Annotated in this window: 25 protein-coding genes; 12 read left to right on the top strand and 13 right to left on the bottom strand. The window is 39.0% G+C overall.

Annotated features, from left to right (window positions below):
* Nucleotides 1-83 precede the first annotated feature (83 nt).
* On the bottom strand, nt 84-818 hold the full coding sequence (locus tag H6G68_RS04105; RefSeq protein ID WP_190905480.1) for a phytochelatin synthase family protein: 735 nt from the start codon (nt 816-818) through the stop codon (nt 84-86).
* Nucleotides 819-1,065: 247 nt separating this feature from the next.
* Between H6G68_RS04105 and H6G68_RS04100 the strand changes: the two genes are divergently transcribed.
* On the top strand, nt 1,066-1,743 hold the full coding sequence (locus tag H6G68_RS04100) for a glutathione S-transferase family protein (protein ID WP_242045129.1): 678 nt from the start codon (nt 1,066-1,068) through the stop codon (nt 1,741-1,743).
* A gap of 158 nt (nt 1,744-1,901) precedes the next feature.
* Nucleotides 1,902-3,704, top strand: coding sequence for a molybdate ABC transporter permease subunit (gene modB / locus H6G68_RS04095; RefSeq protein ID WP_190905478.1), 1,803 nt, complete (start codon nt 1,902-1,904; stop codon nt 3,702-3,704).
* Between the two features lie 221 nt (nt 3,705-3,925).
* Here the strand turns inward: modB and H6G68_RS04090 are convergent, their stop codons facing one another.
* The 3 genes from H6G68_RS04090 to H6G68_RS04080 form a co-directional block, all read right to left on the bottom strand.
* Nucleotides 3,926-4,711, bottom strand: a complete 786-nt coding sequence (locus H6G68_RS04090; RefSeq protein WP_190905477.1) for a DUF362 domain-containing protein — start codon at nt 4,709-4,711, stop codon at nt 3,926-3,928.
* A gap of 30 nt (nt 4,712-4,741) precedes the next feature.
* Nucleotides 4,742-4,996, bottom strand: a complete 255-nt coding sequence (locus H6G68_RS04085) for a TIGR03643 family protein (RefSeq protein WP_127052875.1) — start codon at nt 4,994-4,996, stop codon at nt 4,742-4,744.
* Nucleotides 4,997-5,072: 76 nt separating this feature from the next.
* On the bottom strand, nt 5,073-5,852 hold the full coding sequence (locus H6G68_RS04080; protein ID WP_190905476.1) for an ABC transporter ATP-binding protein: 780 nt from the start codon (nt 5,850-5,852) through the stop codon (nt 5,073-5,075).
* 225 nt (nt 5,853-6,077) lie between these two features.
* Between H6G68_RS04080 and H6G68_RS04075 the strand changes: the two genes are divergently transcribed.
* Together H6G68_RS04075 and H6G68_RS04070 are read left to right on the top strand one after the other, a co-directional pair.
* On the top strand, nt 6,078-6,401 hold the full coding sequence (locus H6G68_RS04075) for a hypothetical protein (protein ID WP_190905475.1): 324 nt from the start codon (nt 6,078-6,080) through the stop codon (nt 6,399-6,401).
* A 195-nt stretch (nt 6,402-6,596) separates the two neighbouring features.
* Complete coding sequence (locus H6G68_RS04070; protein WP_190905474.1) at nt 6,597-7,190, top strand: Spy/CpxP family protein refolding chaperone; 594 nt, start codon at nt 6,597-6,599, stop codon at nt 7,188-7,190.
* Nucleotides 7,191-7,534: 344 nt separating this feature from the next.
* On the opposite strand, the gene H6G68_RS04065 is transcribed toward H6G68_RS04070, so the two are convergent.
* The 3 genes from H6G68_RS04065 to H6G68_RS04055 form a co-directional block, all read right to left on the bottom strand.
* The gene (locus H6G68_RS04065; protein WP_190905473.1) at nt 7,535-8,539 is read right to left on the bottom strand and encodes a FecCD family ABC transporter permease; all 1,005 of its coding nucleotides are present in this window, start codon (nt 8,537-8,539) and stop codon (nt 7,535-7,537) included.
* 308 nt (nt 8,540-8,847) lie between these two features.
* Nucleotides 8,848-9,204: a helix-turn-helix domain-containing protein gene (locus H6G68_RS04060; protein WP_190905472.1), complete on the bottom strand. Its 357-nt coding sequence runs from the start codon at nt 9,202-9,204 to the stop codon at nt 8,848-8,850.
* A gap of 48 nt (nt 9,205-9,252) precedes the next feature.
* A complete protein-coding gene (locus H6G68_RS04055; RefSeq protein ID WP_190905471.1) occupies nt 9,253-10,773 on the bottom strand; it encodes a phytoene desaturase family protein in 1,521 nt (506 codons plus the stop codon).
* A 91-nt stretch (nt 10,774-10,864) separates the two neighbouring features.
* On the opposite strand from H6G68_RS04055, the gene H6G68_RS04050 reads away from it, so the two are divergent.
* The 3 genes from H6G68_RS04050 to H6G68_RS04040 all read left to right on the top strand — a co-directional run bounded on the left by H6G68_RS04050 (nt 10,865) and on the right by H6G68_RS04040 (nt 13,580).
* Entirely contained in the window at nt 10,865-11,647 is a 783-nt protein-coding gene (locus tag H6G68_RS04050; RefSeq protein WP_190905510.1) for an ATP-binding cassette domain-containing protein, read from the top strand.
* A 108-nt stretch (nt 11,648-11,755) separates the two neighbouring features.
* On the top strand, nt 11,756-13,324 hold the full coding sequence (locus H6G68_RS04045; RefSeq protein WP_242045128.1) for an MlaD family protein: 1,569 nt from the start codon (nt 11,756-11,758) through the stop codon (nt 13,322-13,324).
* Between the two features lie 91 nt (nt 13,325-13,415).
* A complete protein-coding gene (locus H6G68_RS04040) occupies nt 13,416-13,580 on the top strand; it encodes a hypothetical protein (protein ID WP_190905470.1) in 165 nt (54 codons plus the stop codon).
* On the opposite strand, the gene H6G68_RS04035 is transcribed toward H6G68_RS04040, so the two are convergent.
* Nucleotides 13,577-13,873: a DUF3288 family protein gene (locus tag H6G68_RS04035; protein ID WP_127052857.1), complete on the bottom strand. Its 297-nt coding sequence runs from the start codon at nt 13,871-13,873 to the stop codon at nt 13,577-13,579. The genes H6G68_RS04040 and H6G68_RS04035 overlap by 4 nt on opposite strands.
* Nucleotides 13,874-14,104: 231 nt before the next feature.
* Between H6G68_RS04035 and H6G68_RS04030 the strand changes: the two genes are divergently transcribed.
* The gene (locus tag H6G68_RS04030; RefSeq protein WP_190905469.1) at nt 14,105-16,549 is read left to right on the top strand and encodes an ATP-dependent Clp protease ATP-binding subunit; all 2,445 of its coding nucleotides are present in this window, start codon (nt 14,105-14,107) and stop codon (nt 16,547-16,549) included.
* Between the two features lie 137 nt (nt 16,550-16,686).
* Here H6G68_RS04030 and H6G68_RS04025 read toward each other — a convergent pair whose 3' ends face one another.
* Nucleotides 16,687-16,848 (bottom strand): hypothetical protein, encoded by a 162-nt coding sequence (locus H6G68_RS04025; RefSeq protein ID WP_190905468.1) that lies wholly within the window; start codon nt 16,846-16,848, stop codon nt 16,687-16,689.
* A gap of 295 nt (nt 16,849-17,143) precedes the next feature.
* On the opposite strand from H6G68_RS04025, the gene H6G68_RS04020 reads away from it, so the two are divergent.
* Nucleotides 17,144-17,410 carry a hypothetical protein gene (locus H6G68_RS04020; protein WP_190905467.1) on the top strand — a complete coding sequence of 89 codons (267 nt, stop codon included), beginning with the start codon at nt 17,144-17,146 and terminating at the stop codon, nt 17,408-17,410.
* A gap of 299 nt (nt 17,411-17,709) precedes the next feature.
* On the opposite strand, the gene H6G68_RS04015 is transcribed toward H6G68_RS04020, so the two are convergent.
* Both H6G68_RS04015 and H6G68_RS04010 read right to left on the bottom strand, forming a co-directional pair.
* A complete protein-coding gene (locus H6G68_RS04015; RefSeq protein WP_190905466.1) occupies nt 17,710-18,672 on the bottom strand; it encodes a hypothetical protein in 963 nt (320 codons plus the stop codon).
* A gap of 535 nt (nt 18,673-19,207) precedes the next feature.
* Nucleotides 19,208-19,807, bottom strand: coding sequence for a DUF1802 family protein (locus tag H6G68_RS04010; RefSeq protein ID WP_190905465.1), 600 nt, complete (start codon nt 19,805-19,807; stop codon nt 19,208-19,210).
* A 79-nt stretch (nt 19,808-19,886) separates the two neighbouring features.
* On the opposite strand from H6G68_RS04010, the gene H6G68_RS04005 reads away from it, so the two are divergent.
* On the top strand, nt 19,887-20,846 hold the full coding sequence (locus H6G68_RS04005; RefSeq protein ID WP_190905464.1) for an aldo/keto reductase: 960 nt from the start codon (nt 19,887-19,889) through the stop codon (nt 20,844-20,846).
* A 557-nt stretch (nt 20,847-21,403) separates the two neighbouring features.
* Nucleotides 21,404-22,117, top strand: coding sequence for a hypothetical protein (locus H6G68_RS04000; RefSeq protein WP_190905463.1), 714 nt, complete (start codon nt 21,404-21,406; stop codon nt 22,115-22,117).
* Between the two features lie 66 nt (nt 22,118-22,183).
* On the opposite strand, the gene H6G68_RS03995 is transcribed toward H6G68_RS04000, so the two are convergent.
* Complete coding sequence (locus H6G68_RS03995) at nt 22,184-23,098, bottom strand: alpha/beta fold hydrolase (RefSeq protein ID WP_190905462.1); 915 nt, start codon at nt 23,096-23,098, stop codon at nt 22,184-22,186.
* 76 nt (nt 23,099-23,174) lie between these two features.
* Between H6G68_RS03995 and H6G68_RS03990 the strand changes: the two genes are divergently transcribed.
* A complete protein-coding gene (locus H6G68_RS03990; RefSeq protein WP_190905461.1) occupies nt 23,175-24,071 on the top strand; it encodes a shikimate dehydrogenase in 897 nt (298 codons plus the stop codon).
* A 191-nt stretch (nt 24,072-24,262) separates the two neighbouring features.
* On the opposite strand, the gene H6G68_RS03985 is transcribed toward H6G68_RS03990, so the two are convergent.
* A complete protein-coding gene (locus H6G68_RS03985) occupies nt 24,263-26,335 on the bottom strand; it encodes a hypothetical protein (RefSeq protein ID WP_190905460.1) in 2,073 nt (690 codons plus the stop codon).
* Nucleotides 26,336-26,603: the final 268 nt, after the last annotated feature.

The following is a 26,603-nucleotide window of genomic DNA, read 5'->3' as shown; positions in this document are numbered from 1 at the left end:
AAGTTATCTGTTTAGGGAAGCAGAGAAAGCAGGGTGAAAGAAAGATGCTGATCTGAACTGTATTGATCTATGAATAACCATAATTACTTACTCACAAATACAAAACCTCTTGTCTTCCCAGAAGCTAAATCAACTGTATTCATCGCCTTCCACAAATCGGCTGTTTTCACCCAAACAGGTGGATATTTATAGCGAGAAACATCCATAATTAAAAATCTATCTGTTACTTCATTATATGCGGCTAAAGGGGAAATATGACCGCCTCTTTCTTGCCCGATTTCTTTACGTAAATAATTAACTAAAACAAAATTATCGGGTTGCTTTAAGTTCTCTGCTGCTAATTTCCGAAATTCTTCTAAACTGCTATTACTTCCATGATAAACTTGGACTTTTACACCATCATAACTTGATAATAATCCTCCTAACTGTTGTAAATTCATTCCACTCCAGGCAACTTTTTTTTGTTCTATGACTTGTTGGGTTTTTTCATTACTAAAAAAGTTATCTTGGGTAAATACTTTAAATTCTCTATACTCTGGAGTTTCCGGTGCAGGAATTTTTAAACTGTTTAACACCATCACAATACTTGCAACTCCACAATAAGCAAGATTATCTTGAGTGACAAACTGCATACTTAAAGGGAAAAAATCAGCCCGCGATTTACTTTCAATTAACAATTTTTCACCGTCAGGAGTATCAAACCCAATTAAATTAGATGATGCCAGAGGTAATGTTTGAGCAATGACATTGCCGGCAGCTAAAGACAAACCTATAATTAAAGTCTTAATGGAGATTTTGATAGTATTTTTGGTTCTCATTTTTAGATAAATGATTTGAGAATCAGGACATTATATAGGATTTATAGTTCATTTGGCAAATATCTGTAGGGTGGGCAATGCCCACCAAAAACAGCATAATACATTACTTAATATTTTTACAAAATGATTTACTTTTGTATGTATTATATAGTGTATATTTTAAATTTAGAGTAATTAAATTCTCGAAAATAACGTAAACAATTGTCAAGAGATATTAAAAATGTATCAAAATTTGTTGAGAAAATTTTTGCTGCCTACTAGTGTCGTTATCTTCACTTTGCAGCCAATAAAACCGCTTCTAGCTTTACCACTGCCACAAAGCGATTTTACACAACTTTCTGAATCTAATCAGAAACCTACAAAACAAACTAAGTTGCAACTTTATGGAAGTCCGAAAACACGAACTCCCATGCTCCAATGGTATCTAGAAGAATTAGGAATTTCCTATGATTATATTTCCTTAAATATCATGGCTGGTGAACATCATAAACCGGAATTTTTGGCTATTAATCCTATGGGTAAAGTTCCGGCTATGGTGGATGGTGATTTGAAACTGTGGGAATCTGGGGCAATTCTACTATATTTAGCAGAAAAATATCAACAAATACCTAATTCATTAGGAGATCGTGCCAAAATTGAACAGTGGGTAATTTTTGCGAATGCTACTCTCTCGCCGGCTTTATTTACAGCAGATAAACACGAAAAAGAAATGCCAATTTTACTAACGGCACTTAATAAAATTTTGCAACAACAACCATTTGTATTAGGTGAAAAACTGACTGCTGGGGATATCGCAGTTGCTTCTTATCTACATTATGGAAAATTACTTTTATCGCTCGATTATAGTCAATATCCTAGCGTTGTTACTTATCTCAATAAAATAGCAGCAAGACCAGCATTTAAAAATACTGTAGGAAAGCCATAATTTACAAAAATACCCTTTCATATCCCCGATTTATTGAAGAAGTTGGGGATATTTCTTGATTATAAGTTATAATACCAACAAAGTTGGAAAATTTTATTTAGCGTTGACTTTATATATAGAAATTTTTGTCCACACTAATTAATTTTTGCTAAAAAACTATGCCACAGGATTTATCACCCCTCTGGATATCATTGAAAACCTCATTATTAGCAACGTTCATCACCTTCTTTTTGGGTATCGGTGCTGCTTACTGGATGTTGGGATATCGCGGTAAAGGGAAATCTGTAATTGAGGGTATATTCGTCGCACCGCTAATTTTACCACCTACAGTTGTTGGTTTTTTGCTGCTGCTACTTTTTGGTAAAAATGGACCGGTTGGTAAATTGATGGAACCATTTGATGTCACCATCGTGTTTACTTGGTATGGTGCAGCCATTGCCGCAACCGTGGTTTCTTTCCCATTAATGTATAAAACTGCATTGGGAGCTTTTCAACAAATTGATGCTAATTTATTGCGGGTAGCAAGGACATTAGGTGCTAAAGAATCAACAATATTTTGGCGCATTAGTTTACCTTTAGCATTTCCTGGGATTGTCGCCGCGACTACCTTAGCTTTTGCCCGTGCTTTGGGTGAATTTGGTGCAACTTTGATGTTAGCGGGTAACATTCCTGGACAAACCCAGACGATACCAATGGCGATATATTTTGCTGTAGAAGCCGGTGCAATAAATGAAGCTTGGTTTTGGGCGCTCGCTATTATGGTAATTTCTTTATCAGGAATTATTTTGGCTAACTTATGGCAAGAATTCCAGCACAAAAGCAGATCCAAGGAAAAAGCAGAAACAGGAGAATTAGAGAATCGCTCCTTATCTTCACCTGTCAATTCTTCCACATCTGGTTTATTTCTAGATATCGAAAAAAGACTACCAAGTTTTCATCTCCAAATTGCCTTTAATACCGATAATCAACCTTTAGGATTATTGGGAGGTTCTGGTGCTGGGAAAAGTATGATTTTGCGCTGTGTTACCGGAATAGAAACGCCAACAAAAGGGCGGATATTGTTGAATGATCGGGTATTATTTGATTCGGAAAAAGGTATTAATATTCCTAGCCGCGATCGCAATATTGGTTTTTTATTCCAGAATTATGCCCTTTTTCCACACATGACTGTAGCGCAAAATATCGCTTTTGGTTTACCCAAGGGATTATCTAATGGAAATATAAGGTTAGAGGTAGAAAAGCAATTATCAGCAATGCGATTACAAGGATTAGGCGATCGCTATCCGCACCAACTTTCTGGAGGACAACAACAACGAGTAGCCTTAGCTAGAGCTTTAGCAAGTCAACCAGAAGCATTACTTTTAGATGAGCCATTTTCTGCCTTAGATACACATTTACGTAGTCAGTTAGAGCAACAAATGACAGAAACTTTAGCTGATTATTCGGGTGTGACTTTATTTGTCACTCATAACATGGAAGAAGCTTATCGACTTTGTCCTAATTTATTAGTATTAGAACAGGGAAAAGAAGCTCATCATGGTTCTAAATATGAAATTTTTCAGCATCCTGCTAGTATGAGTGTTGCCCAAATTACTGGGTGTAAAAACTTTTCTCAAGCTGTGGCGATATCACCACAAAAAGTAGAAGCAATTGATTGGGGTTGTACTCTCACAGTTACAGAAACAATTCCTAACAAATTATCTCACATTGGTATTCGCGCTCATCAAATTACCTTTAGCAACAACCCTAATCAAGAAAATACTTTTTCTTGTTGGATAGCAAGAATCAGCGAAACACCTCACCGGGTGACTTTATTTTTAAAGCTGCATTCACCTGCTAAGGATGCTCATGATTACCACTTACAAGCTGAAGTTTATAAGGAAAAATGGGTGACAATTAAAGACCAATCTTTTCCTTGGTATGTGCATTTACATCCCTTACAGTTGATGTTGATGGAGTAAATATAGCTTTTCCTGATAGAGTCAGGTACAAATTTATCTGCGGTTAAATATTTTTTGCTGTAGCTCACCAATGAGGAAATTGCTATACTCCTACCTTGTACAATCATCTTCGCTGCGAAAATATAAGTTTAAAAACCTGATTATTTAGTAGGGTGGGCATTGCCCACCAACCATGATTGAGAAGATGCAAGATGTGAATGAATATAGTAAAAAGCAATTATTTAACCTCGGAGACTTTCAATAGCATCCAAATAATCTGCTATTGTTTCTCCACCAATTTCACAAGCAACACGGTCAACTGTAAGCATATCTTCACCAGCAAATACTTTACCTAATTCTATAGATTTACCTTTATCTGGTTTCCAATCAGCACTGACAAATTTGAGATTACCATCTACAACCGCACCATTAAATAAATGTCCAATCGTGAAATAAACATCTTGCAAAATTAAAGGAACAGAAGGACGGTGTAATTGTCCTCGTGATTTTGGACTTCTGGCTTTATAACGACTGCGAGGAAACAACCCATACAAGTTTTTTAAAGAAGCCGAAATTAAAGGCTTGTCATTAATATATGTACGTTTGAAAGCACCAACAGAAATTCTACAATCTACTTCCTCTAAAATTGCGGGAGCCAGCATTGTTTTAAACCGAACTGGTTGAGGAGAAAGATTGGGATATTCTTTCAATGCTAATTCATCTGCATCTAATAATTGCATTCCTGCATCTAGCAATGCATATAAACCATTACGACTGGCTATTTCTGCTAAAGAAACTGGTGAACATACACCTTCAACAATTAAAATTTCTGCATGAGGATTACAGGAGCGTAAACCTTGAAGTACCGCAGACAAGACTTTCATGCTGACAGTTACAGGAGGTGCAACTGGATAACCCAAATTAGGTTTGACTAAGATCCGTTTAGCATTAATAGCCGCAGTCGGTGGTTGATATATAAATTCATTGGTATCTGTGACTTGAACAGGAAAGTTTAATTTAGTATTCATCAATTGACTCAGATAAGATTAAGATTAAGATTAAGTTTTTTGATTATCAGATTTAAAAGTCCCCGCGATAAAATCTCGCTTTTTTAAATGCTTCGTCTTCCGCTGAGTTACACGCTCTCTCCACATTCTAAAACTAGATTCTTTCATCTCTCGACGCATTATAGCAATCACTTGTTTTTCGAGTAGCCCAAATTGAATTTCAATCGCATCAAAAGGAGTTCTGTCTTCCCATGCCATTTCTACAATCCTGTCTATTGTTGCTTGTTCAAGTTCTGGTAATTTCATATTTGAATAAAAAAGTATAGTTATATTTATTTTAGCAATGACGATGATAAATCGCAATTGACTTTTAAAACATCTTCTAAACAACAGCAGAAATAGCACAAACTTGTAAGCCAACGGGTGTGTTAATAATCATAGATTCTACCCCAAAAACTTGAGCAATATTATTTGGTGTTAGCACTGCTTCTGGTGTACCAACTTCCCAAAGACGACCTTGTTTTAATAAAGCAATTCGGGAACTATACCGCGCGGCTAAATTTAATTCATGTAAAACTGTGACGATGGTTAAATTTTGCTGCTGATTGAGATTTTTTAATAATTCCAATAATTGCAATTGATAATTTATATCTAAATAAGTGGTGGGTTCATCTAATAATAACACCTTTGGTTCTTGAGCTAAAGCTAAAGCTAAAAAAGCCCGTTGTCTTTCACCACCTGATAATTCTTCAATTAAGCGATTGCTAAATTTTTCTAATTGGGTTTTTTTAATTGCTGCTTCAACCTTTTGTCTATCTTCAGAACTTAATTCCCATTGCCACCAAGATTGATGAGGTGTTCTTCCTAAACTCACTAATTGACGTACTGTTAAACCTACAGGAACTGTTTGTTGTTGGGGTAAAAGCGCCAATTTTTGAGCAATTAAATTGGGAGGTTGTGAATGAATTGCTTTCCCATCTAATAATATGACTCCCTGCTGTGGTGAAAGAATTCGACTAATTAATTTGAGTAATGTAGATTTACCAGAACCATTAGCACCAACTAAACTTAACCATTCTCCAGTTTGCAAAGAAAGATTAATATCTTGAATAATTGGCGAAACAGTATAACCACCTGTGAGATTTTGTAATTCTAGAGGCATTTATTTTAAAATATAAAAAAACAATTGATATGCTATTCTATTTCTAGCAGAATACACGAGTTTTTGCAATATAATTACTTGTTCAGAATATTAGATAAACATGACTAAAGTCATGAACAGATTAGTGACTTTTTACCTATATTGCCATGCAACTCTAATTTTATGCTTTAAGTAGGTTGGAATCAAACAACCCTAAAACTAATTTCATTCTCAAGAAAACTGACTATGAATTTACACAAATCTCTTATCTTGCTTGGTACACTTGGTTTAATCACACTAGGTAGTGTAGGCATATCTCCAGCATTAGCTGATCATCCAAATAATTATAGAAATTATCGGCAAGAAATTCGTCATAGACGAGACAATAACTACAGACAAGACAATAACCACAGACGAGACAATAACCGCAGACAAGACAATAATTACAGACAAGACAATAATTACAGACGAGACAATAACCGCAGACGAGACAATAATCACAGACAAGAAACTCGTAGAGAAAGAGAATTTCGCTACCAACCAGAATTTCGTCGAGAACGTCGATATTAAGGTAGACTATCGTTCCTAATATTTTTAATAAATATTGTTATTACCATCTCACATCGACTTTATTTAAGTAGATAGAGATGGTACTTTTTTTAAGTTGTTAAAAGCAGCTATAATTTTTGGAGCTAACCCCAAAATAACTGATATAAAAATATTATGCCTCTATTAGATTGAGATGTATTTATGGAGTATCAATTCATGAACTATAAACGGATGTTGAGTATTTTTGCTATGCCCGCAGCGGTTTTAGCCATCGCTATTTTGACTACAGGATGTCAATTATCTTCTCCTAATCGAACTTCTTTTCCTAATGATTCTACGGGAAATGGCAGAAATTATCGCTCATCTGAAAATGGCACAAATGATAACTCATCTGAAAATGGTACAAATGATAACTCATCTGAAAATGACACAAATAATAACTCATCTGACAATGGCACAAATTATCGCTCATCCCAAAGAGATATAAATAGATATCCAGAGCAAATGTCAGAACTGAACTTAACTGACAATCAAAAAGCACAAATAAGACGAATTAGAACGCAAAATGAAGCGAAAGTAGTTGCACTCCTATCTCCCGAACAGCAAGAGGAATTTGAATCTGCTGATAATAGTAGTGATAAATTGTCCATGAGTAGACTGCAATCGCTAAATCTGTCAGCAAATCAAAAAAAGGCAGTTAATAAAATTATACGCAATCAACGAAAACAAATTCAAGCCGTTCTTAATACAGAACAGCGAGAAATGATGAATCAACGGCGTATGTCTCCCAGAGAAAATACATCTTACTAATAGTTACATCAGATTGACTGTGTAATTATCTGGGCTTAATTGCTGATTAAAGAATCTCTGCGTCCGTCCTAATTATAAGTATTAAAATAATTCGTAATAGTGCCTCCGGCAGGCTGCGCCAACGTAATTCGTAATTCATAATTAAGTTTTGTAATGGAGATTTAAACCCCCTGAACTAGTTAAGTACCTCAGCAAAATTAATTATACATTTCGCAAAAAAATAGAAATCCCTATAATCTTCTTCTATTCCCTATTCCCTATTCCCTATACTTCGACTGCGCTCAGTACAAGTTCCCTATTCCCTATTCCCTCCTCTAAATATGCAATTTATTTTGCACGAATACTTAAAACTTGTTAATATCACCAGAACGACGATACAGCAACCAAATAAACAACGGTGAACCCAACAAAGCAGTCACTGAACCTACAGGAAGTTCTACTGCACCTAGTCGAGAAAGTAAATCTGCAAACATCAGTAACCATGCACCCGCTAAAGCTGAAAGTGGTAAAACAAAACGGTGATCTGTTCCCACAATTAAACGTACACCGTGAGGAACAACCAACCCCACAAAACCGATTAAACCACCGATACTAACAGCACCTGCGGCTAATAAAGTAGCAATACCACCAATTAATAAACGCGATCGCAGTAACGAAACCCCCAACCCTACAGTCAAATCATCACCCAAAGCCAAGACATTGAGCGATCGCGCCAACAAACATCCGCACAATAAAGCCACAATAATATAAGGACTAGCTGTAGAAATTTCCGTCCAACCCCGACCATTTAAACTACCCACCAACCAACTTAACGCAATTTGCACCTGTCCATCTTCCGCCATTAATAACAACGTACTTTGTACAGAACCAAACAAAGCACTAACTGCAACCCCTCCTAAAATCAATCTTTCTACCGAAATTCCCCCACCAGCGCGACCGAGGAAAATAACTATCGCAGAAGTCAAAATTGCCCCTAACCAAGCTGCTAAAGGAATCGCTATCGGGAAGACTTGCAAAACAATCATAATAATGACAATTAGTCCTGCACCAGCAGAAATTCCCAATATAAAAGGGTCAGCCAAACTATTACGTAACATTCCTTGCAAAAGTGCGCCAGACATTCCCAAAGCCGCACCCACAATTAACGCCGCCACAATGCGAGGTAGCCGTAAATCCCAAAGAATAGTTTGCTTAATTGGGTCGCCTTGGCGTAGAATTGCTTGATAAAATTCCGATAAATTCAAAGGAACCGCACCTTGAGAAAGGGAAACTAATAACGTTATTACCAAGGCGCTAACCAGAAGTAAAATTGCCCAAAGTAGGCGATGTTTAGTGAAAATTGTCTGCATTTATTATTTGCATTCAAGAATATATAGCAGGAGGCAGGAGGCAGAGGGCAGGAGGCAGGAGGGAAAGCCTTATTATATCTAAGTTTCAAGGATTAATAATGTCCTAATTATCCTGGCTACAGCTATAATACCAACTTCAGTTAATTACAAGTATGTTCTAACTCCCCTCCACAAAACCCAAAATCTTCATTAAACCTCAGCGTTCCTCCGCGTGAACCTCAGCGTTCCTTTGCGTTTAAAAATAAAACTAAAATTTGGGAGTATACCAATTATATTCCTCTAGTTTCTCCTTCTTAAATGTCATACCTCTAAGGAACTGCCTCAAAAAATACAGCCGGTGAAATATGAAAAAACTCCGCAAGCTTGTGAATATGATCAACAGTCAAAGGTCGTTCTTTACTCAAAACTTCAGATAGAATAGATTCGGTTTCAAAAATAGGAACTAAATCTTTTTGCTGCAACCCAAATTCATCTATCAACGCTTGCAGTAACTGCACACCATAAATATCTGGTATGGTATTGTGCTTTTCTTCGTACTCATAAACTAGAGTACCTAAAACATCTAAATAATCTTCTTCATCAGGTGTTAATTCACCTTTATCAATCAGGAAATTGATAACCTTTTGTGTAGCCAGAAATTCCTCCTCAGAATTAATAGGACTCATAATTTTTCTTTTTGCTGGCAGGCTGTTTTATCTTAGCAAATTACAAGTTTACAGAAGTAACTCCAACATCTGCGACACACTCACCAACGTATTCGCACACAAAATACCCGACGCAGCGACAGCAGGAACACCGATTCCTGGTAAAGTGCTATCTCCTACCCGATATAAACCCTTTATCGGCGTATGTGTCCCAGGAAACATCCCCTTACCCGCAGCAATAGCTGGGCCATAGGTTCCCTGATAGCGTCGCAAATAATGAGCATGAGTTAAAGGTGTACCAATCAGTTCCAATACCACACGCTCCCGAATATCCGGTATAATTCGCTCTAGGGCGCGGTATAAAGTTTGTGCTTTTTCCCGTTTCTGGTTTTCATAATCATCATTGCGTTCCCATCCTGCATAAGGTTCCAAGGTATAAGCATGAACCACATGATGTCCTGCTGGTGCTAAAGAAGCATCCCACACACTGGGAATGGAAATCATGCAAGTATTCCCAGGAACAGTAATATCTTGATGGGAATCATGAACCACCACATGATGTCCTGTTAAATTCGCCAAGCCTTCTGCCTTAACGCCTAAGTGTAAATGCATAAAGCTTTCAACTGCGGGTGTATCTAAAGCAGCTTGACGATAACTTGCGGGTAAATCTTCAGGATGTAACAGGTGATTGTAAGTATCCCAAAGTGTAGCGTTAGAAATTACTATTGGTGCTTTCAAAATCTCACCAGATTTCAACTTCACACCAACAACACGTTTTAGAGATGTTTCATGAAACGTCTCTACAATAATTTTTTCAACATGACAACCCAAGCGCAACTCACCACCCCAACGTTGCAAACCCCGCACCAAAGCATCGACAATGGCTTTACTACCTCCTAAAGGATACTCAACCCCAGCACGGCAACGTTCACCTAACATAAAAGCTACCTCTGGGGCAATCGTTCCTTCTGCCTTTAAACCAGATAAAAGAAAGCATTCTAGGTCAATTAGTCGCCTGACCCAAGGGTCTTTGATAGTAGCATCCATTACACTACCAACAGAAGTTTGTACAATTGGCAAATTGAACAACATTTTCCCCAAAGATGGTAAATAACGTTGTAACAATATTGGGATAACTTGCCAATCAGCCCTCAGTGCTAGGGTGGGAATACCTTTCATTGCGTCGTAAAGCCCTAGCAGACGTTGTTCAAACTGCTCAAATTCTTTAGCACCTTGAGGCGTGATTTTTTTCAACTCTTGACGGTAAAGTTCCCCATTGCTATAAACTGCAAAAGTGCCTTCAGGAAAGTGATAATGTCCTAAAGGATCATAAGGTATAACTTGGAGAGATTCACCAAGAACATCCAGAACTTGTTTAAGGGGATTTAAACTCTGGGATTCGGTGAGACCACAATAAAAAGAGGGGCCAGAATCAAACTCAAAACCTCGTCTTTTAAAGCTGTGGGCTGCACCACCGGGAATCGTGTGACTTTCACAGACAATTACCCGTTTTCCATAACGAGCAAGCAACCCAGCCGCACATAAGCCACCGATACCGCTACCAATCACTAAAATATCAATATCTTGCATATTTGTCAGTTGTCAGTTGTCAAAAAATATTATTAATTACCAATCACCAATTACCAATCACCAATTACCCATGACAAATGACAAATTATCAATAACTAAACCATTAATTGAACTGAAAGGCATTTCTAAATCCTTTGGTAAAAATCAGGTTTTAGATAATGTCGATTTGACAATTGAGCGAGGGGAAGCACTAGCAATTATTGGACCATCAGGAACTGGGAAATCGACGATTTTAAGAATAATTGCCGGGTTATTACAACCCGATGAGGGAGAAATTTATATCCAAGGAGTAAAGCGAGATGGGTTGATTGAAGACGGGGCAGATGCTGTAGGAATTGGGATGGTATTTCAACAAGCCGCCTTATTTGACTCATTGACAGTGGAAGAAAACGTCGGATTTTCATTGTACCAAAATTCCAAATTAGAGCGATCGCACATTCGCCAACTAGTAGACGAAAAATTAGAGATGGTGGGTTTACCAGGAATCGGTCATCTTTACCCAGCAGAACTTTCCGGAGGGATGCGAAAACGGGTAAGTTTTGCCCGTGCAATTATGTCTAATCCCCATAATCCCGCAGACAGTCCAGAAGTTTTATTGTACGATGAACCCACAGCCGGACTTGATCCCATCGCCTCAACGGTAATTGAGGATTTAATCCGCAATTTGCAACGTACACAAGGTGTCTGTAGTACTTATGCCATTGTTACCCACCAAGAAAGTACCATTCGGCGCACAGCTGACAAATTAGTATTTCTTTATCAAGGTAAAGTGCAATGGCAAGGTAAAGTGAGTGAAATAGATCACACTGACCATCCTTTGATCAGACAATTTATGAGTGGGAGTATACATGGACCAATTCAGATAGCAGGTTAATACAATCTGGGATTTTAGATTTTAGATTTGGTATTGTGAAATATTATTCTTAGCTTTTCAGAGTTCCAGTTGTCGCTAATCAGGACTAGTTTTTCAGGGGAGGGAAAAATGCAGAATTTAATTAACAGCTTCACATCTAGACGAACATTAAGAGAAGGCTCAGTGGGATTGTTACTTCTACTGGGTTTAGGCGCATTTGGGATAATTCTGCTGTGGTTGAATAGAATCACTCCTGGACGCAGTTCTTATAAAGCTGTAGTCGAATTTGTTAACGCTGGGGGAATGCAAAAAGGCGCACCAGTTCGTTATCGTGGTGTAAAAGTGGGTAGTATTTCCAATATTAAAACGGGAGTAAATGCCGTTGCAGTGGAAATTGAAATTACTGATCCTAACTTACTAATTCCATACAACTCATCGATTGAGGCAAATCAAAGCGGATTAATTAGCGAAAGTATTATTGATATCACACCAAAAGCCAGCTTACCCACTGAAACAGTTATTTCTAAACCTCTAGAAAAAGATTGTAATGCCAGCCTGATTATTTGCAATGGCGCTACTAACTTAAAAGGTCAAATTGGTATCAGCGTTGATGAACTGATTCGCCAATCATCTGATTTTGCGGCTCAATACGGTGACGAGAAATTTTTTAACAACGTTAATCGACTTTTAGTCACCTCTGCTGATGCTGCTACTAGTGTTGCTAATCTGAGTCGAGAACTCCAAACTGTCAGCAAAAGCTTTAAAGGACAAATAGGTACATTTTCTAGCACTGCTGCTACAGTACAACAGGCAACAAATCAACTGACGGCGACTAGCACAAAAACCGCAAATCAATTAGGTGTAACAGCCAGCGACTTTAGTGTAACTGCAAAACAAGCCAGTCGTTTGCTGAATAACTTAGATGAGTTATTGACAACAAACCGTTCTTCTCTGGTTGGCGCTTTAAATAACATTACCCAAACTAGCAATCAATTACGTCAGACAGTTACCAGTCTATCCCCGGCGGTTAATCGTCTCACAGAAGGGGAATTATTGAAAAATTTAGAACTTTTGTCTGCTAACGCCGCCGAAGCTTCAGCTAATTTAAAAGATGCTTCCAAAAATTTAAATGATCCTAAAAATATTGTTCTTTTGCAACAAACCCTAGACTCAGCCAGGGTGACATTTGAAAATACACAAAAAATTACATCTGACTTAGATGAATTAACGGGAGATCCCAAATTCCGGCAAAATCTTCTGCAACTTGTGAATGGTCTCAGTAAATTGGTTTCTTCTACACAAGATATGCAGCAACAAGCAAAAGTAGCTGTCACCTTAGACTCTATTAAAACATCTTTGAATCAACCAGAAACCCTAACTCCTACACCAACTCTGAAAGCATTTGTAGAAGATAAACCCAAATTTGTCACTCCCACTCCCACCCCGAAAGCATTTATAGAGCCACCCCAAGTTGTCACTCCCACTCCCACCCCGAAAGCATTTGTAGAACCACCCCAAGTCGTCACTCCCACTCCCACCCCGAAAGCATTTATAGAGCCACCCCAAGTCGTCACTCCCACTCCCAGCCCGAAAGCATTTGTAGAGCCACCGCAAGTTGTAATTCCTACACCAACCCCCCAGGAAAAGGAGCAGGTTGCAGGGGAGCAGGGTGCAGAGGACGCGGAGATAGGGAGATAGGGAGACACGGGGACGCGGGGACGCGGAGATAGGGAGATAGGGAGACGCGGGGACGCGGAGAAAATTAAGAGTTTCCAATGACCAATCACCAATGACCATATGCCTAACGGCAGGCTACCGCCAACACCAATCACCAATGACCAATCACCAATCACCAATCACCAATCACCAATCACCAATCACCAATCACCAATCACCAATCACCAATCACCAATCACCAATCACCAATCACCAATCACCAATCACCAATGACTAATTCCAATCTTGCTCTTCTTTTTTGCCGCGACTTTTATAAATTCCGCCCACTTCGTGCAACTGGCGAGTTTTTTCCAACAGTTCAGTTTCCGTTAAACCCCAGCGTTGCAAAACTTTATCTAGGTCTTTTTGGATGTCCCGTGCGCCTGGAAAGCCTTGATAGCGAATTTTCAGCCTAGCCAATTCGGCCAAATTGTAGTCCGTTGCCTCTTGAGAGAGTAAAATATCAATAAAGGGGCGATCCCGATTGTATAAGGGATGTTGTTGATCTTTATTTCCTGAAGATTCTGTCATAATTCTTACAACTGTTAGGATTTAGGAGTCATCAAGATCAAAGGCTTCAGATTATCCCAATTGCGCCTTGATTGGTGAGTGACGGCAACCACACCCTAGCTCATACGGCTCTCACCACTGCCATTCAATCTTAAATAAAGATACATTATCTTTAAGAAAATACAAGAAACTTTACATGAGGGTGAATTTATCTCACCCACAGTACAAGCAGCAAGGGAGCAAGAACCCGCTATGTTTGAACACTTCACTTCCGAAGCCATTAGGGTAATTATGTTAGCTCAGGAGGAAGCACGCCGTCTGGGACACAACTTTGTAGGAACGGAACAAATTCTCCTGGGTTTGATGGGAGAAGGAACTGGGGTTGCTGCTAAAGTGCTGGCTGAGTTGGGCGTTAACCTCAAAGATGCACGTCGAGAAGTAGAAAAAATTATTGGCCGAGGTTCTGGTTTTGTCCCACCAGAAATCCCATTTACACCCAAAGTAAAAAGCCTTTTTGAGCAATCATTTAGAGAAGCTCATAGCCTGGGACACAACTACATAAACACTGAACACTTATTGTTAGGTTTAACAGAGGCTGGGGAAGGAGTCGCCGCCAAAGTACTACAAAATCTGGGAGTTGATTTACACGCTATCCGCTCGGCTGTAATTAGCCGTTTGGGTGAAGATGTGACCGTTTTTGCGGGCGGAGGGAAGAGTTCCAAGCGTACTCAAAACTTAACCATAGAAGAGTTTGGCAGAAACCTCACCAAACTGGCTCAGGAAGGCAAGCTTGACCCTGTAGTTGGTCGTCAAAAAGAAATTGAACGAACTGTGCAAATTCTTGGTCGCCGCACCAAAAATAACCCAGTCTTGATTGGGGAACCAGGCGTTGGTAAAACTGCGATCGCAGAAGGTCTAGCTCAACGTATCATCAACCAAGATGTGCCTGAAGTTTTGCTCAACAAGCAAGTCATCAGTCTGGATATGGGTTCTGTCGTTGCGGGAACTCGCTTTCGTGGGGATTTTGAGGAACGTCTCAAAAAAATCATGGAGGAAGTTCGCACAGAAGGCAATATCATCCTCGTCATAGACGAAATTCACACCTTAGTCGGTGCGGGTGGTACAGAAGGTGGTTTAGATGCAGCTAACATCCTCAAACCAGCTTTAGCACGAGGTGAACTCCAATGTATCGGCGCTACCACCTTGGATGAATACCGTCAACACATCGAACGTGATGCAGCCTTAGAGCGTCGTTTTCAACCAATTTTGGTCGGAGAACCATCGGTAGCAGAAACTATCCAAATTCTCTATGGTTTGCGTGGAGCTTATGAACAGCACCATAAAGTACATATTTCTGATGCTGCGGTAGTAGCTGCTGCTGAGTTGTCAGATCGTTATATTAGCGATCGCTTCTTACCAGATAAAGCCATAGACTTAATTGACGAAGCTGGTTCCCGCGTCCGCTTGCGTAACTCTCGCACTTCCACCAACAAAGAACTCAAACGCGAATTAGTTGGTGTCACCAAAGCCAAAGAAGAAGCAGTTAGACTTCAAAACTTTGACAAGGCTGGTAAACTGCGTGACCAAGAAGTAGAAATTCAAGGTAGACTCTACACCGAGGACACTCAGCAAAACGCTAAAGCCCCCATTGTAGACGAAGAAGATATCGCCCAAATTGTAGCTTCTTGGACAGGCGTACCAGTTAACAAACTGACAGAATCAGAATCAGAGTTACTGTTACACCTAGAAGACACCCTACATAAACGCCTAATTGGTCAAGAACAAGCCGTCACCGCTGTTTCTCGCGCTATTCGTCGCGCCCGTGTTGGCTTAAAGAGTCCTAACCGCCCCATAGCCAGCTTTATCTTCTCCGGTCCCACAGGTGTTGGTAAAACTGAATTAGCGAAATCATTAGCCGCTTACTTCTTCGGTTCCGAAGAGGCGATGATTCGCTTGGATATGTCCGAATACATGGAAAGCCACAACGTTTCTAAGTTGATTGGTTCACCTCCAGGTTATGTTGGCTACGACGAAGGTGGACAACTAACCGAAGCCGTCCGGCGCAAACCATACACAGTGCTGCTATTCGACGAAATCGAAAAAGCGCACCCCGATGTATTCAATATGCTGCTGCAAATCTTAGATGACGGACACCTCACCGATGCAAAAGGTCGGAAAGTGGACTTCAAGAATACATTGATTATCTTGACTTCTAATATTGGTTCTAAGGTAATCGAGAAAGGCGGTATGAGTTTAGGCTTTGAATTTGATAATCAAGCCGACGCTAGTTATCACCGCATTCGCAACTTGGTCAATGAAGAACTGAAAGCTTACTTCCGTCCAGAATTCCTCAACCGTGTTGATGATATTATCGTCTTCACTCAACTTAACAAAGCTGAAGTCAAGCAAATTGCTGATATTATGCTTCTCGATGTTGCTAGTCGCTTGACGGATAGAGGAATTAAACTCGAAGTCACCGAAAGCTTTAAAGACCGGGTAGTAACCGAAGGATATGACCCCAGCTATGGCGCTAGACCGTTACGCCGAGCAATTATGCGCCTGTTAGAAGATTCCCTGGCTGAAGCACTTCTATCTGGTCAAATTGTAGATGGAGATACAGCCATTGTTGATATTGATGATGATGGTCAGGTGGTAGTCAGAAAAACAGAAACACGCGAATTGCTGACTGTGAGCTAACGCGGGTTAATTCTAAATACCATCTCAAAACTAATTGGTTCAGAGGGTAAGGGGTAAACCTTTACCCTTTTGCTTTTTCTCAAAAAAACTTAAAGTTTCCGATAGGTTTAATCTTCAAGAGCGATAGAATTCATACCCTAATAGTCATTATCAGCTACACAAATACCTTTACATTTAATACCGTTCGTAGCAGTGCGCTGACAATGAGAACATAGAACTTTTTCGTTTTCTGTTTCTTTATTTTTTATAATATCAATTGCCTGTAGCTTGTCTTTGTCAGTTTGGGGTTTTTCATTCATAAGAATGGCGGAATTTTTTGCTGTTTAAATTTTACAAGCACTGTAGGTTGGGTTGAATAAAATGAAACCCAACAAATTTATCAACAAACAACAGCGATAATGTTAATGTTGGGTTAAGGAACGCAACCCAACCTACAAGATTAGCGAACTGACAAATCACCCCTTGCTCTATCGCACTTAATTATTACACCTATCTGCTGTGTTTATTTAAATTTTGATAAATCAATATAAATTATCCTGATGTTTAAAACCCTCCTTTGAAGGATTAAATGTCTTATTTCAGGATAATAATTGTATGGCTTCCGATGATAAGAAGACAAAGGCTAAGAATTTCATTGTTACAGTTTTTAAAATTGTAGACGAGAGTATCCAGAGTCTAAACCCTAAACCTCAAGACATTAAAAACCTTAGCCATTTAGCGTCAAAAGTTACAGATGATAAGAAGACAATTGACATGGTTGCGGAGAAGTTGGATGAATACAAGGAAAGCATAAATAAGGCTTTGGCAAGTCAACAAATAAATTTTGACTCTGATAATGTAAACAAAAAACCAAAAACTTAATTGTTAAAAATCTCCAGAGTTACTTTGTTCATTTGACTTGCCAAAGCAGAATGAATTATTCGGCATTATCCCCAATCTTGTAGCATATAGCAGGAGTCATAATTCCGGAGTAAAACCCTTTTTGTAACCTGAGTTTTATCATTAATTGATGTCCTAATCACCCTGTCCATTGCTATACTAAGAGGACATTTGTAAAATCTCTGATTGTATCTATATCCCCCCTAACATCCCGAAGATAGGGGGGATAAAAAAAATTTTGATACATCATCAACAACTTTTACAATATTCTCTAAAATTTATTAGATATACGTACTATCATAATATTTATCAATTAGATCAATTAATTTTGTTAAATAATTGACGATTCTAGTCCTTGTAAGACTACAAGATAAAGGATCACTATCTGGGTAATATGTGAGTTCTGTGAATTTTTCAGATTCAATAAGCTTCACAATTGCGGTAATAACTTTTTCATAACTTTTTTTATCAGGTTTATCATTTTCATTCTTGTATCCCATGCCAATGGGATCTATTGGCATAAATGAGCCAAGATCATTATCAATGCTGCAAATTAACCAAGCACTTAGATATACATATATATCGAGTCTCAGTTGATAGAGATCACCTTCTATATTAACTCTTTTTTTAATCTCTTCATCTTTTAAGGCAAGCCCATCTATGATGCCTCTTACGGCTAGGTTCTGTAAAAATTCGTCATTATTATTTAAATCGTGGATAATGCTTCTTACTTTTATTGAATCTTTACTATTTTGAAATTCCTCATCTAAATTTTTATGAAATTCATCTGGATTTTCAGCAAATTCTTCTTTCAATTCTAAGGTAACGCGTTTAAGTTTTAGCGTATCCTCTTGCAGAGATTGCTTTATATAGGACATATATTTTCTGTCAAAAAATGATTGATGTTGGTTCTGAAGTTCTTTTATTTCCTGCTGAAATTCATTTTTTAAGCGTTTCTCAATGTTTTTAATGGCAGCATCAAATTCGGTCGCTATTACATCTTTGATGAAGTCATAACCCAAGATGAAGAATGGGATACCAGAAAGTAGCCCTAGAAGACCCTGTTTAATTGGGAAATCCCAAACATTAATTGCTGCTAAGAAAACAGTAAGACCAATACAGAACAAATAAAATACTACTAAGTTATTTATGGTTTGTTCCTTTGTTTGTTCTATTCCCCTACCTTTAATACGACTATATATCTTCCACCAAGGCTTAGTAGTAAAACTTTTAGATGTTTTCATAGTCACTGATTCCCTAGTTGTGGTAAATGCAGACTGATAAGTTGTTAGCTATCTCGTGTAGCCTTGATGATATATCATATCAAAATCTAAAACAGTGGTTAAATAGAATTTAATAAAACCCCACCTTTCAGTCAAGAAGCGCGAATAGAAGCGGGTGTTCTGCTCAGGCAATTGCAGGAAAGTGAATCCCTTGGGTTGCCACATTCACGCCCTATGCCAAGTATAGGACTCACTGTCATGAATTAAGTATTCGAGATGCAGATAAAAACTGGAGGATCATTTATCGAATTGATGATGATGCAATCTTGATTATTGAATTCTTTAATAAAACAATCAGAACAACATCCAAAAACTTGATTGAGTTTGCAAAAAGCGTCTGAGCAAATACGATACTATCAAACTTTTCTCCGCATTTGCTTTACCCCAACACCTGACTTGAAAATAAGACCCCACCCCTAACCCCTCCCCGCAAGCGAGGAGGGGAATAAGAAGTTTTTTTTCATGTGTTCTGGTGTACGCAGTTCATGATGGCTGCTTAAAAAGATGCAGCGTACAACTTATCACCAATAATCCCGCGAATAGTCTCAACTAGTTGAGTGTAGACAGAATCTGATAAAACTGGTTGAGAGCCTTGTAACCGCACCTGTTGATCTAAATCAATCCAGGATTTACAACCACCGTATTCAGCCAGATAAGGAATATCCTGCGCTTGGGGTAGCTTGTAAGTACGTAACAAGAGAATATATAACGGCTGACGTGGTTTCCATTTTAAGCGATCGCTAATAAAAGACTCATTCCAAATATGAAAGGGAAGTAAATTAGCAACAATAGACTCATCCTCAACTGGTAAAATATCCGTAATTTCTGCCCAACTACCGATGCGAATTGTGTCTGGATGCCAACCTGAAGTGACTGGATAGACAAGATTCGCATATTCAGCTTTGAGCATGAAAGATTGTTGATGCTCGTAAGTAGGGTAGAGCAAAACCTGCTCATGGGCAACTTGAAAGCGTCCCTTCCGTTCATGAATACCGCCTTTACGAAGCAGCATAATCGTTTGGCCGTATTCCAAAGCATTTACGGCTACAGCCCATTCTTTAAGAGCATAAAAAGTGGTAGTCAATTCCATGAGCATCTACTTTGACTCTGATTTAATTTCAGTCTAAGACGGTTAAAGTATAAAACTAGTCAGGGAAATAAATTCGAGAAAAACCATGAAAAAACGCACACTGGGTACATCAACCGTACAAATCACACCCATCCTCATGGGAACTTGGCAAGCCGGAAAAAAAATGTGGGTGGGAATTGAAGATACCGACTCCATTCAAACCATCCGTGCCGCCTACGAAGCCGGAATCACCACCATCGATACCGCTGAAGTTTATGGTGATGGACATTCTGAAAAGATTGTAGCTGAAGCTCTAGCTGATGTGCGAGATAATGTGGAATATGCCACAAAAGTTTTTGCAAATCATCTCAAATATCAACAAGTAATAGAAGCTTGTGAACGTTCCCTAACAAATCTGAAAACAGACTACATCGACCTTTATCAAATTCATTGGCCTGCCGGTGCATTCAATAGTGAAATTGTCCCAATTGCAGAAACCATGAGCGCCTTCAATCACCTCAAAGAACAAGGTAAGATTCGAGCCATTGGAGTTTCTAACTTTTCTCGTGACCAATTAGCAGCAGCAGCCCAATATGGACGGATTGATAGTTTACAACCAGCCTATTCTTTATTTTGGCGGCAAGTAGAAAAAGATGCTATGCCCTATTGTGTTGAAAACAACATTTCAATATTAGCTTATTCACCTTTAGCCCAGGGATTGTTAACCGGTAAATTTCTGTCTGGGCATAAATTTGATCCAGCTGATAACCGAGCTAAAAATAAATTATTTCAAGACGAAAACTTTGAACGCGCTCAACAAGCCTTAAACGAACTTAGCCCCATAGCCGAAGACCATAATTGTAGTTTAGCTCAGTTAGCACTGGCGTGGTTAATTGCCCAACCCCAAACAAATGCGATCGTTGGAGCGCGTTATCCTGAGCAAGCAATAGCCAACGCCCAAGCATTAGAAATTAAACTTTCTGCTGAGGCACTGGCAGAAATAGATAAGATTGGACGCATTGTCACCGACCATCTTGATGAACAATCAGTTATGTGGAATTGGTGATTAGGATTAAGATTCTCAGATTAGGGAACTCCAAAAAATAAATTATCCAATTTCACCGAATCAAAACTCCTTTTCCTCTCCTTGCTCCCTACCCCCTGCCCTAAAAACGATAGGGTATTTTTTTATTTATGTTGCTAAATGAAACAAAACATCAAGTTTAGTAAACAAAGGATTCCATCTCAAATAGCCAATGCTAAATTATATTCATAAGGACACAGAACTAATCACAACCAACCCACCGGGCAATGACTTAGTGTCCCCTGTCAGCAGCCCAAGCAAGTTTTAGCAGATACAATAAAGTGGCCAAAACACCTTTTCTCAAGGTAGAGCCAAATCCCTAGGCGGAAAAACGGATAAAATGCTGAACTTGCCAGTTTTAACATCCACCCTAGTTATTGACTTTCAATTACTCACTTAACCTTAACAATTTGAAACTTCTGAATTCGCTAGAACCTGGTCAACCTCGACCAGGTTTTTAGATTTTTATAGTATTTTTTCTAAAATAATTTTATTTGTTGTTGGAACATATCCAAGTTATTACCATGCTGGAGCTTTGAATGAGAAAATCTCGTTTGTTGTGGAAGATGACAACAGCTATGATTCTAGCTACATTTTCTTTTTCCTGTGAAGCCAAAATTGATAGAAAAGCGCAACCAGCAAAAGCAGCCGAAAAATTGTACCCAAAAACAAACATTATTTACGGTGATTTCATTATTAAAGAAGCATCAGATTATATTCTGATTCCAGTTAATCTCGTTGAGCAGGATAAAGAGAAAGAAATTGATTTAAATCTTTCTCGTTCTTATCAAAGAGGTAATAGATTGTACAATATGATTTTTTATCATAAAAAAACTGGTGAAAATCATCTTTTATTAAATAAAAAAGCAATTATCAATTCTTTTGATTTATTGGAAATCAAATCAGCAGGAAAACCAACAACAAGATTTTGGTTATATCAAATTATTGACCAAGATACAAATAAAGATGACCAAATCAACAATCAAGATGCCATTATTGGCTATATTTCTGATTTATCAGGTAAAAATTTGCAGCAAATTACCCCTAATAATACCAAAATTGTTAATTCGGTAGTGGTTGCTAGTCAAAACGCAATTTTTCTGAAAATTATTAAAGATTCCAATCAAGATAAACAATTTACAGAAGTAGATCAAACAAACTTTATCAGGGTTAATCTAGATCAACCTAGTATGGGAACAGAGATTATTAGTGAACAAGTAGAGAAAGAGATTAAAACTTATGTTTTTGAATGAAATAATTGTTGATCTTCATGGAAAACAATTCATGAAAATTGATATTTGAACACAACAGATTTGATTTTATTTAGTAAGAGATAAAGCCCAATCACGTAGAAGTGGATTTACTTGTTCAGGTGCTTCATCATGGGGACAATGACCAGCCGTCAAGAAATATTCTGTTAATTGGGGATAATATTGATGAAACTTTTGGGAACGTTCCCGCGCTTTCATCCAAGGATCAGCTTCACCCCATAATAACAGCAAAGGACAAGTTAATTGCTTTAGCAAAACATCGACTTTTTCTCCTTGGGGAGTGCTAAAAACAGAAACAAACACATCTAAAGCACCTTTATCAAAAGCAGGACGCTGAATTTCTTCTACTAATTGATGAGTAATTGTAGTTTTGTCTAAATAAACTTTTTCTAAAGTGCGTCGGATTACCCAACGTTGACGCACGTATTGAAATAATAAAGACTGGAATAAACGTTGTTTAAAAGCCCATTTGATAGATTTACCAAATAATCGCTGTACAGGGTTTTGAGAAGGCTGAATTTGGCTTTGTATTGCTTCTGGTTCAGAAAAGGGGCCTGCGCTATTGAGCAAGACTACACCAGCGACACTATCAGGATATTGAGACGCAACACATAAGCAAGCGTAACCACCAAGGGAATTACCGGCTAATACTGCTTTTTCACCAATAACTTCACTAATAAAATCTCGCAGTTGGTCACGCCACAAGTCGCCACTATACTGTAACTTGGGTTTTGCTGAACGTCCAAATCCCAAAAGGTCTACGGCAAAAACTTGAAAATCTGCACACAGTCCTGTAATATTCTTTCGCCAGTGGTCTGTGGAAGCACCAAATCCATGTACTAAAAGCAAGGGGGGACGCTGAGGTTGTTTCTCTCCCACCTGTACATAGTAAACATTGTGTCCGCGCCATTCCCAGTATTGACCAGATATTGGGGTTGTAGAGGGTGCTATATTTGTCTGCATATTACGAAGAAATGTTAATAGTTGTTAATATTCTTACGATAGCAGTGAAATTAATAATTTAGGAAAATACTAAATCATGGAAAACCAAGATCATAATTATTGTCTAAATATTACAGGTAAAACAAAACTGTTAGGAGTAATTGGACATCCTGTAGAACATTCCCTTTCTCCAGTCATGCACAATGCAGCATTGGCTAAATTGGGATTAGATTATGTGTATTTGCCTTTTCCCATAGCACCAGAAAATTTAGAAACTGCTATGGCAGGTTTTGCAGCGATTGGTGTTGTCGGTTTTAGTGTCACAATTCCCCACAAACAGGCGATATTACCTTTTTTATCAGAAATTTCACCCATCGCTCAAGCTATCGGTGCAGTCAATACCGTGACTCGTCAAGGAAACGGGTGGGTGGGAACAAACACAGATGTAGAAGGATTTATTGCCCCTTTACAAACAACGTATCACCAAGATTGGAGTCAGAAAACCGCAGTTATTGTAGGTAATGGTGGTGCAGCGAGAGCAGTTGTTGCAGGTTGTATTCAGCTAGGTTTGGCAGAAATTCATGTGGTGGGGCGAAATTTGCAGAAGTTATCACAATTTCGGCAAAGTTGGCAGAATTCAATCTTTGCAGATAAATTTCAAGTGCATTATTGGGAAGAATTACCAAAGCTAATTCCCCAAGCTAACTTGCTAGTAAATACAACTCCTGTAGGGATGCATCCCCATATAGAAAATTCGCCTTTAAGTGTAGATGAAATGGAGTATTTATCACCCAATGTTATTGCTTATGATTTGATTTATATTCCTAAACCGACTCGGTTTCTCCAACTAGCAGAAAAACAAAAAGCAATTCCCATTGATGGTTTAGAAATGCTAGTCCAACAAGGTGCAGCAGCCTTAAAAATTTGGTTGCAACAGGAAAAAGTACCTGTGAGCGAAATGCGCCAAGCACTACAAAATCATTTGGGTTTATAGAGAGATGTAGGGACGCTCCAGATGGGGTGACGCTCCAGATGGGGAGATGGGGAGATGGGGAGACGCGGAGACGCGGTGAGTTTGTTTGATTTGATCAGAAATTCAGTAGAGTAAAACCCTTTTTCTACCTGCACCCTGCCCCCTGCCCCCTGCACCCTGCCCCCTGCACCCTGCCCCCTGCACCCTGCACCCTATTGCGGCATCTTCATATACCTTTCTTGTCCTTGGGAATTGTAGATGAATAGAGGTAATTGGGCATTTTCACCAACTACTCCTAGAGCGTCTCGCAAGGCTTGGAAGTGACTTTGGATATTAGGGTTGTCACTTTCTAGTTGTTTGTCATATTCCGGGGTTAAGCGGACGATAATGCCTTTGTTTTCGATGTTAAAAACGCAAAACCGTATTCCATTAACGCAAGTGGTGTTGAGATCAGCGCGAGTTTTTGTCAAATTACCATAGAGTTGGAATTTTTCTTCTGCCTGTGCCAGCGCAGTCCTATAGGGTGGAATGAGGGATTGTGCTTGATTGTAATAAAAGCTATCTTGGGGAATCTTGTTAGCCATATCCAAAGCTTCCTTCCAAGAATCTACAGATTCCTGCCATTGATTTTTTTGTCCTTGGACTTTAGCTTGATTAGCTATGTTTAAAGCTCGTTGGTAGATTGTAGAGGCATCAGTTTCTTTTGTGGCGCGATCGCTTGCAAAGTTGAATTTCTGTTGATAATCTGTGAGCAAGTTTTGTGCTTCTTGGTATCCTGTACTACCCTGGGGAATACTTTTTAAAGTATTAACCACCTTCAGCCAAGCCGACTTCAACTTTTGCCAGTCATTCCCGGATTTAGCAGTAGCTTCGCGCTGGATATTGGCATCAGCTAAAACTTTTGTTGTGGCTAGTTTTTTCAGCCATGTTTCTTCTTTGAGCAACTGCTGATTTAAAGATTGTAAATTGCGTTGATAACTGGGCAAATTTCCCTGCACCAGCCCGTAGAGTTCTTGACCAAATTTGATAGACTCTAGTGGAGCGATCGCTTGCCGCCATAAACTTTGTCGAGTGCGTAATTCTTCGAGGCTATTGGCAGGAGTTTTAGTTTTTTGCTCTGCCGCAGCTGCTGCCTGTAAAGCTTTTACCACCAAACTAATTTTTCCTGACTGTTCAGAAAAACTTGAAGCCAGTTCCTGAGCTTGCTGGTAGCGAGGAGACCATTGAGGAATTACTTTTAGACTAGAGATAGTGGTTTCTAGTTGTTGTTGCACTGCTAACAATTGTTTTTCTGACTTAGCTTGCCGCATTAGTTGCTGAGACTCGCTTTGGAATTGTTTGGCAATTTGTAATTCTGGACATCCACCAATCACACAAGAGCGAGTCAGAAAGAAAGCACCACCACCGCAGATGACAGCCACACCCAATACAGCACCTAAGAGAATAGGTAAAGGTGGAAGTGATAACTTTTTGCTCTTTGATAAATTTTGCCCACCTGCAAAGGGGTCAAACTTATCTTGGTCCTCCAAATAATTCTCATCAATAATTGGAGTCTCGGAAAATGAATTCTCGGAGATATAGTCGTTCTTAATTGAGGAAAATGAATTCTCGGAGATATAGTCGTCCTTAATTGAGGAAAATGAATTCTCGGAGATATAGTCGTCCGTGGTTAAAGAAAAGGGATTCTCGGAGATGTGGTCATCCTTAATGGAGGAAAATGAAGTCTCGGAGATGTGGTCGTCCGTGGTTAAAGAAAAGGGATTCTCGGAGATGTGGTCATCCTTAATGGAGGAAAATGAAGTCTCGGAGATATAGTCGTCCGTGGTTAAAGAAAAGGGATTCTTGGAGATGTAGTCGTCCGTTCCCAGAGATGCGGTTTTGGGAGAATCCGGAGGTGGAAAAATGAGGATATTGGCTTCAGCACTCGGTTTGAGAGTATCGCTTTCTTCTGTTCTCTTCATCTCCTCACTTGACTGTATCTCCTTAGCCTTCACCGTGAGGGATTGTTTGGCATAGGGTAGCTTTTCTCCAGAAACCCTGACATAAAACTGTACCCTTTGACCGTGGTATTGGGATTGCCACTGGAATGCTTCCTCTAGTACCGCAAATATTTTTTGGGTATCAACTGTCACACCTGGAGGATGTTGAGTCAAAACCATCAATTCGTCATTTTGGACAGCGCATCTAACCTGGAAAGCCTTGCCAGATGGAACTTCTAGTAGTAATTGTTCCTGCAAAATACTTGCTAAAAGCTGTATATCTTCTTGTAGGAATGCTATTTTCATAGAGCGGTACGGCTAATTTTCTATATAGTTTTATCGAACAGAATTCAGAAGTCAGAATTCAGAAGGCTGCTCAACGCCCCGCTACCGCTAACAGAATTAATTCTATGCGAGTGGCGGATGAATAACCGGGTTTAAGACCCCCACCAAATCGTAGATTTGGTGGTGCAACAATTCAGTTGTGGGTACCCAATCCCCGACTGATTGATTCTGACTCCTGGCTACTGACTCCTGACTCCTTCTTCAAAGTTTTTATTATCTTTGACCCTGC

The organism is Anabaena catenula FACHB-362 (assembly GCF_014698735.1).
GTDB classification, from domain to species: domain Bacteria; phylum Cyanobacteriota; class Cyanobacteriia; order Cyanobacteriales; family Nostocaceae; genus Anabaena; species Anabaena variabilis_A.
This window is presented reverse-complemented; position numbering and strand designations above follow the sequence as displayed.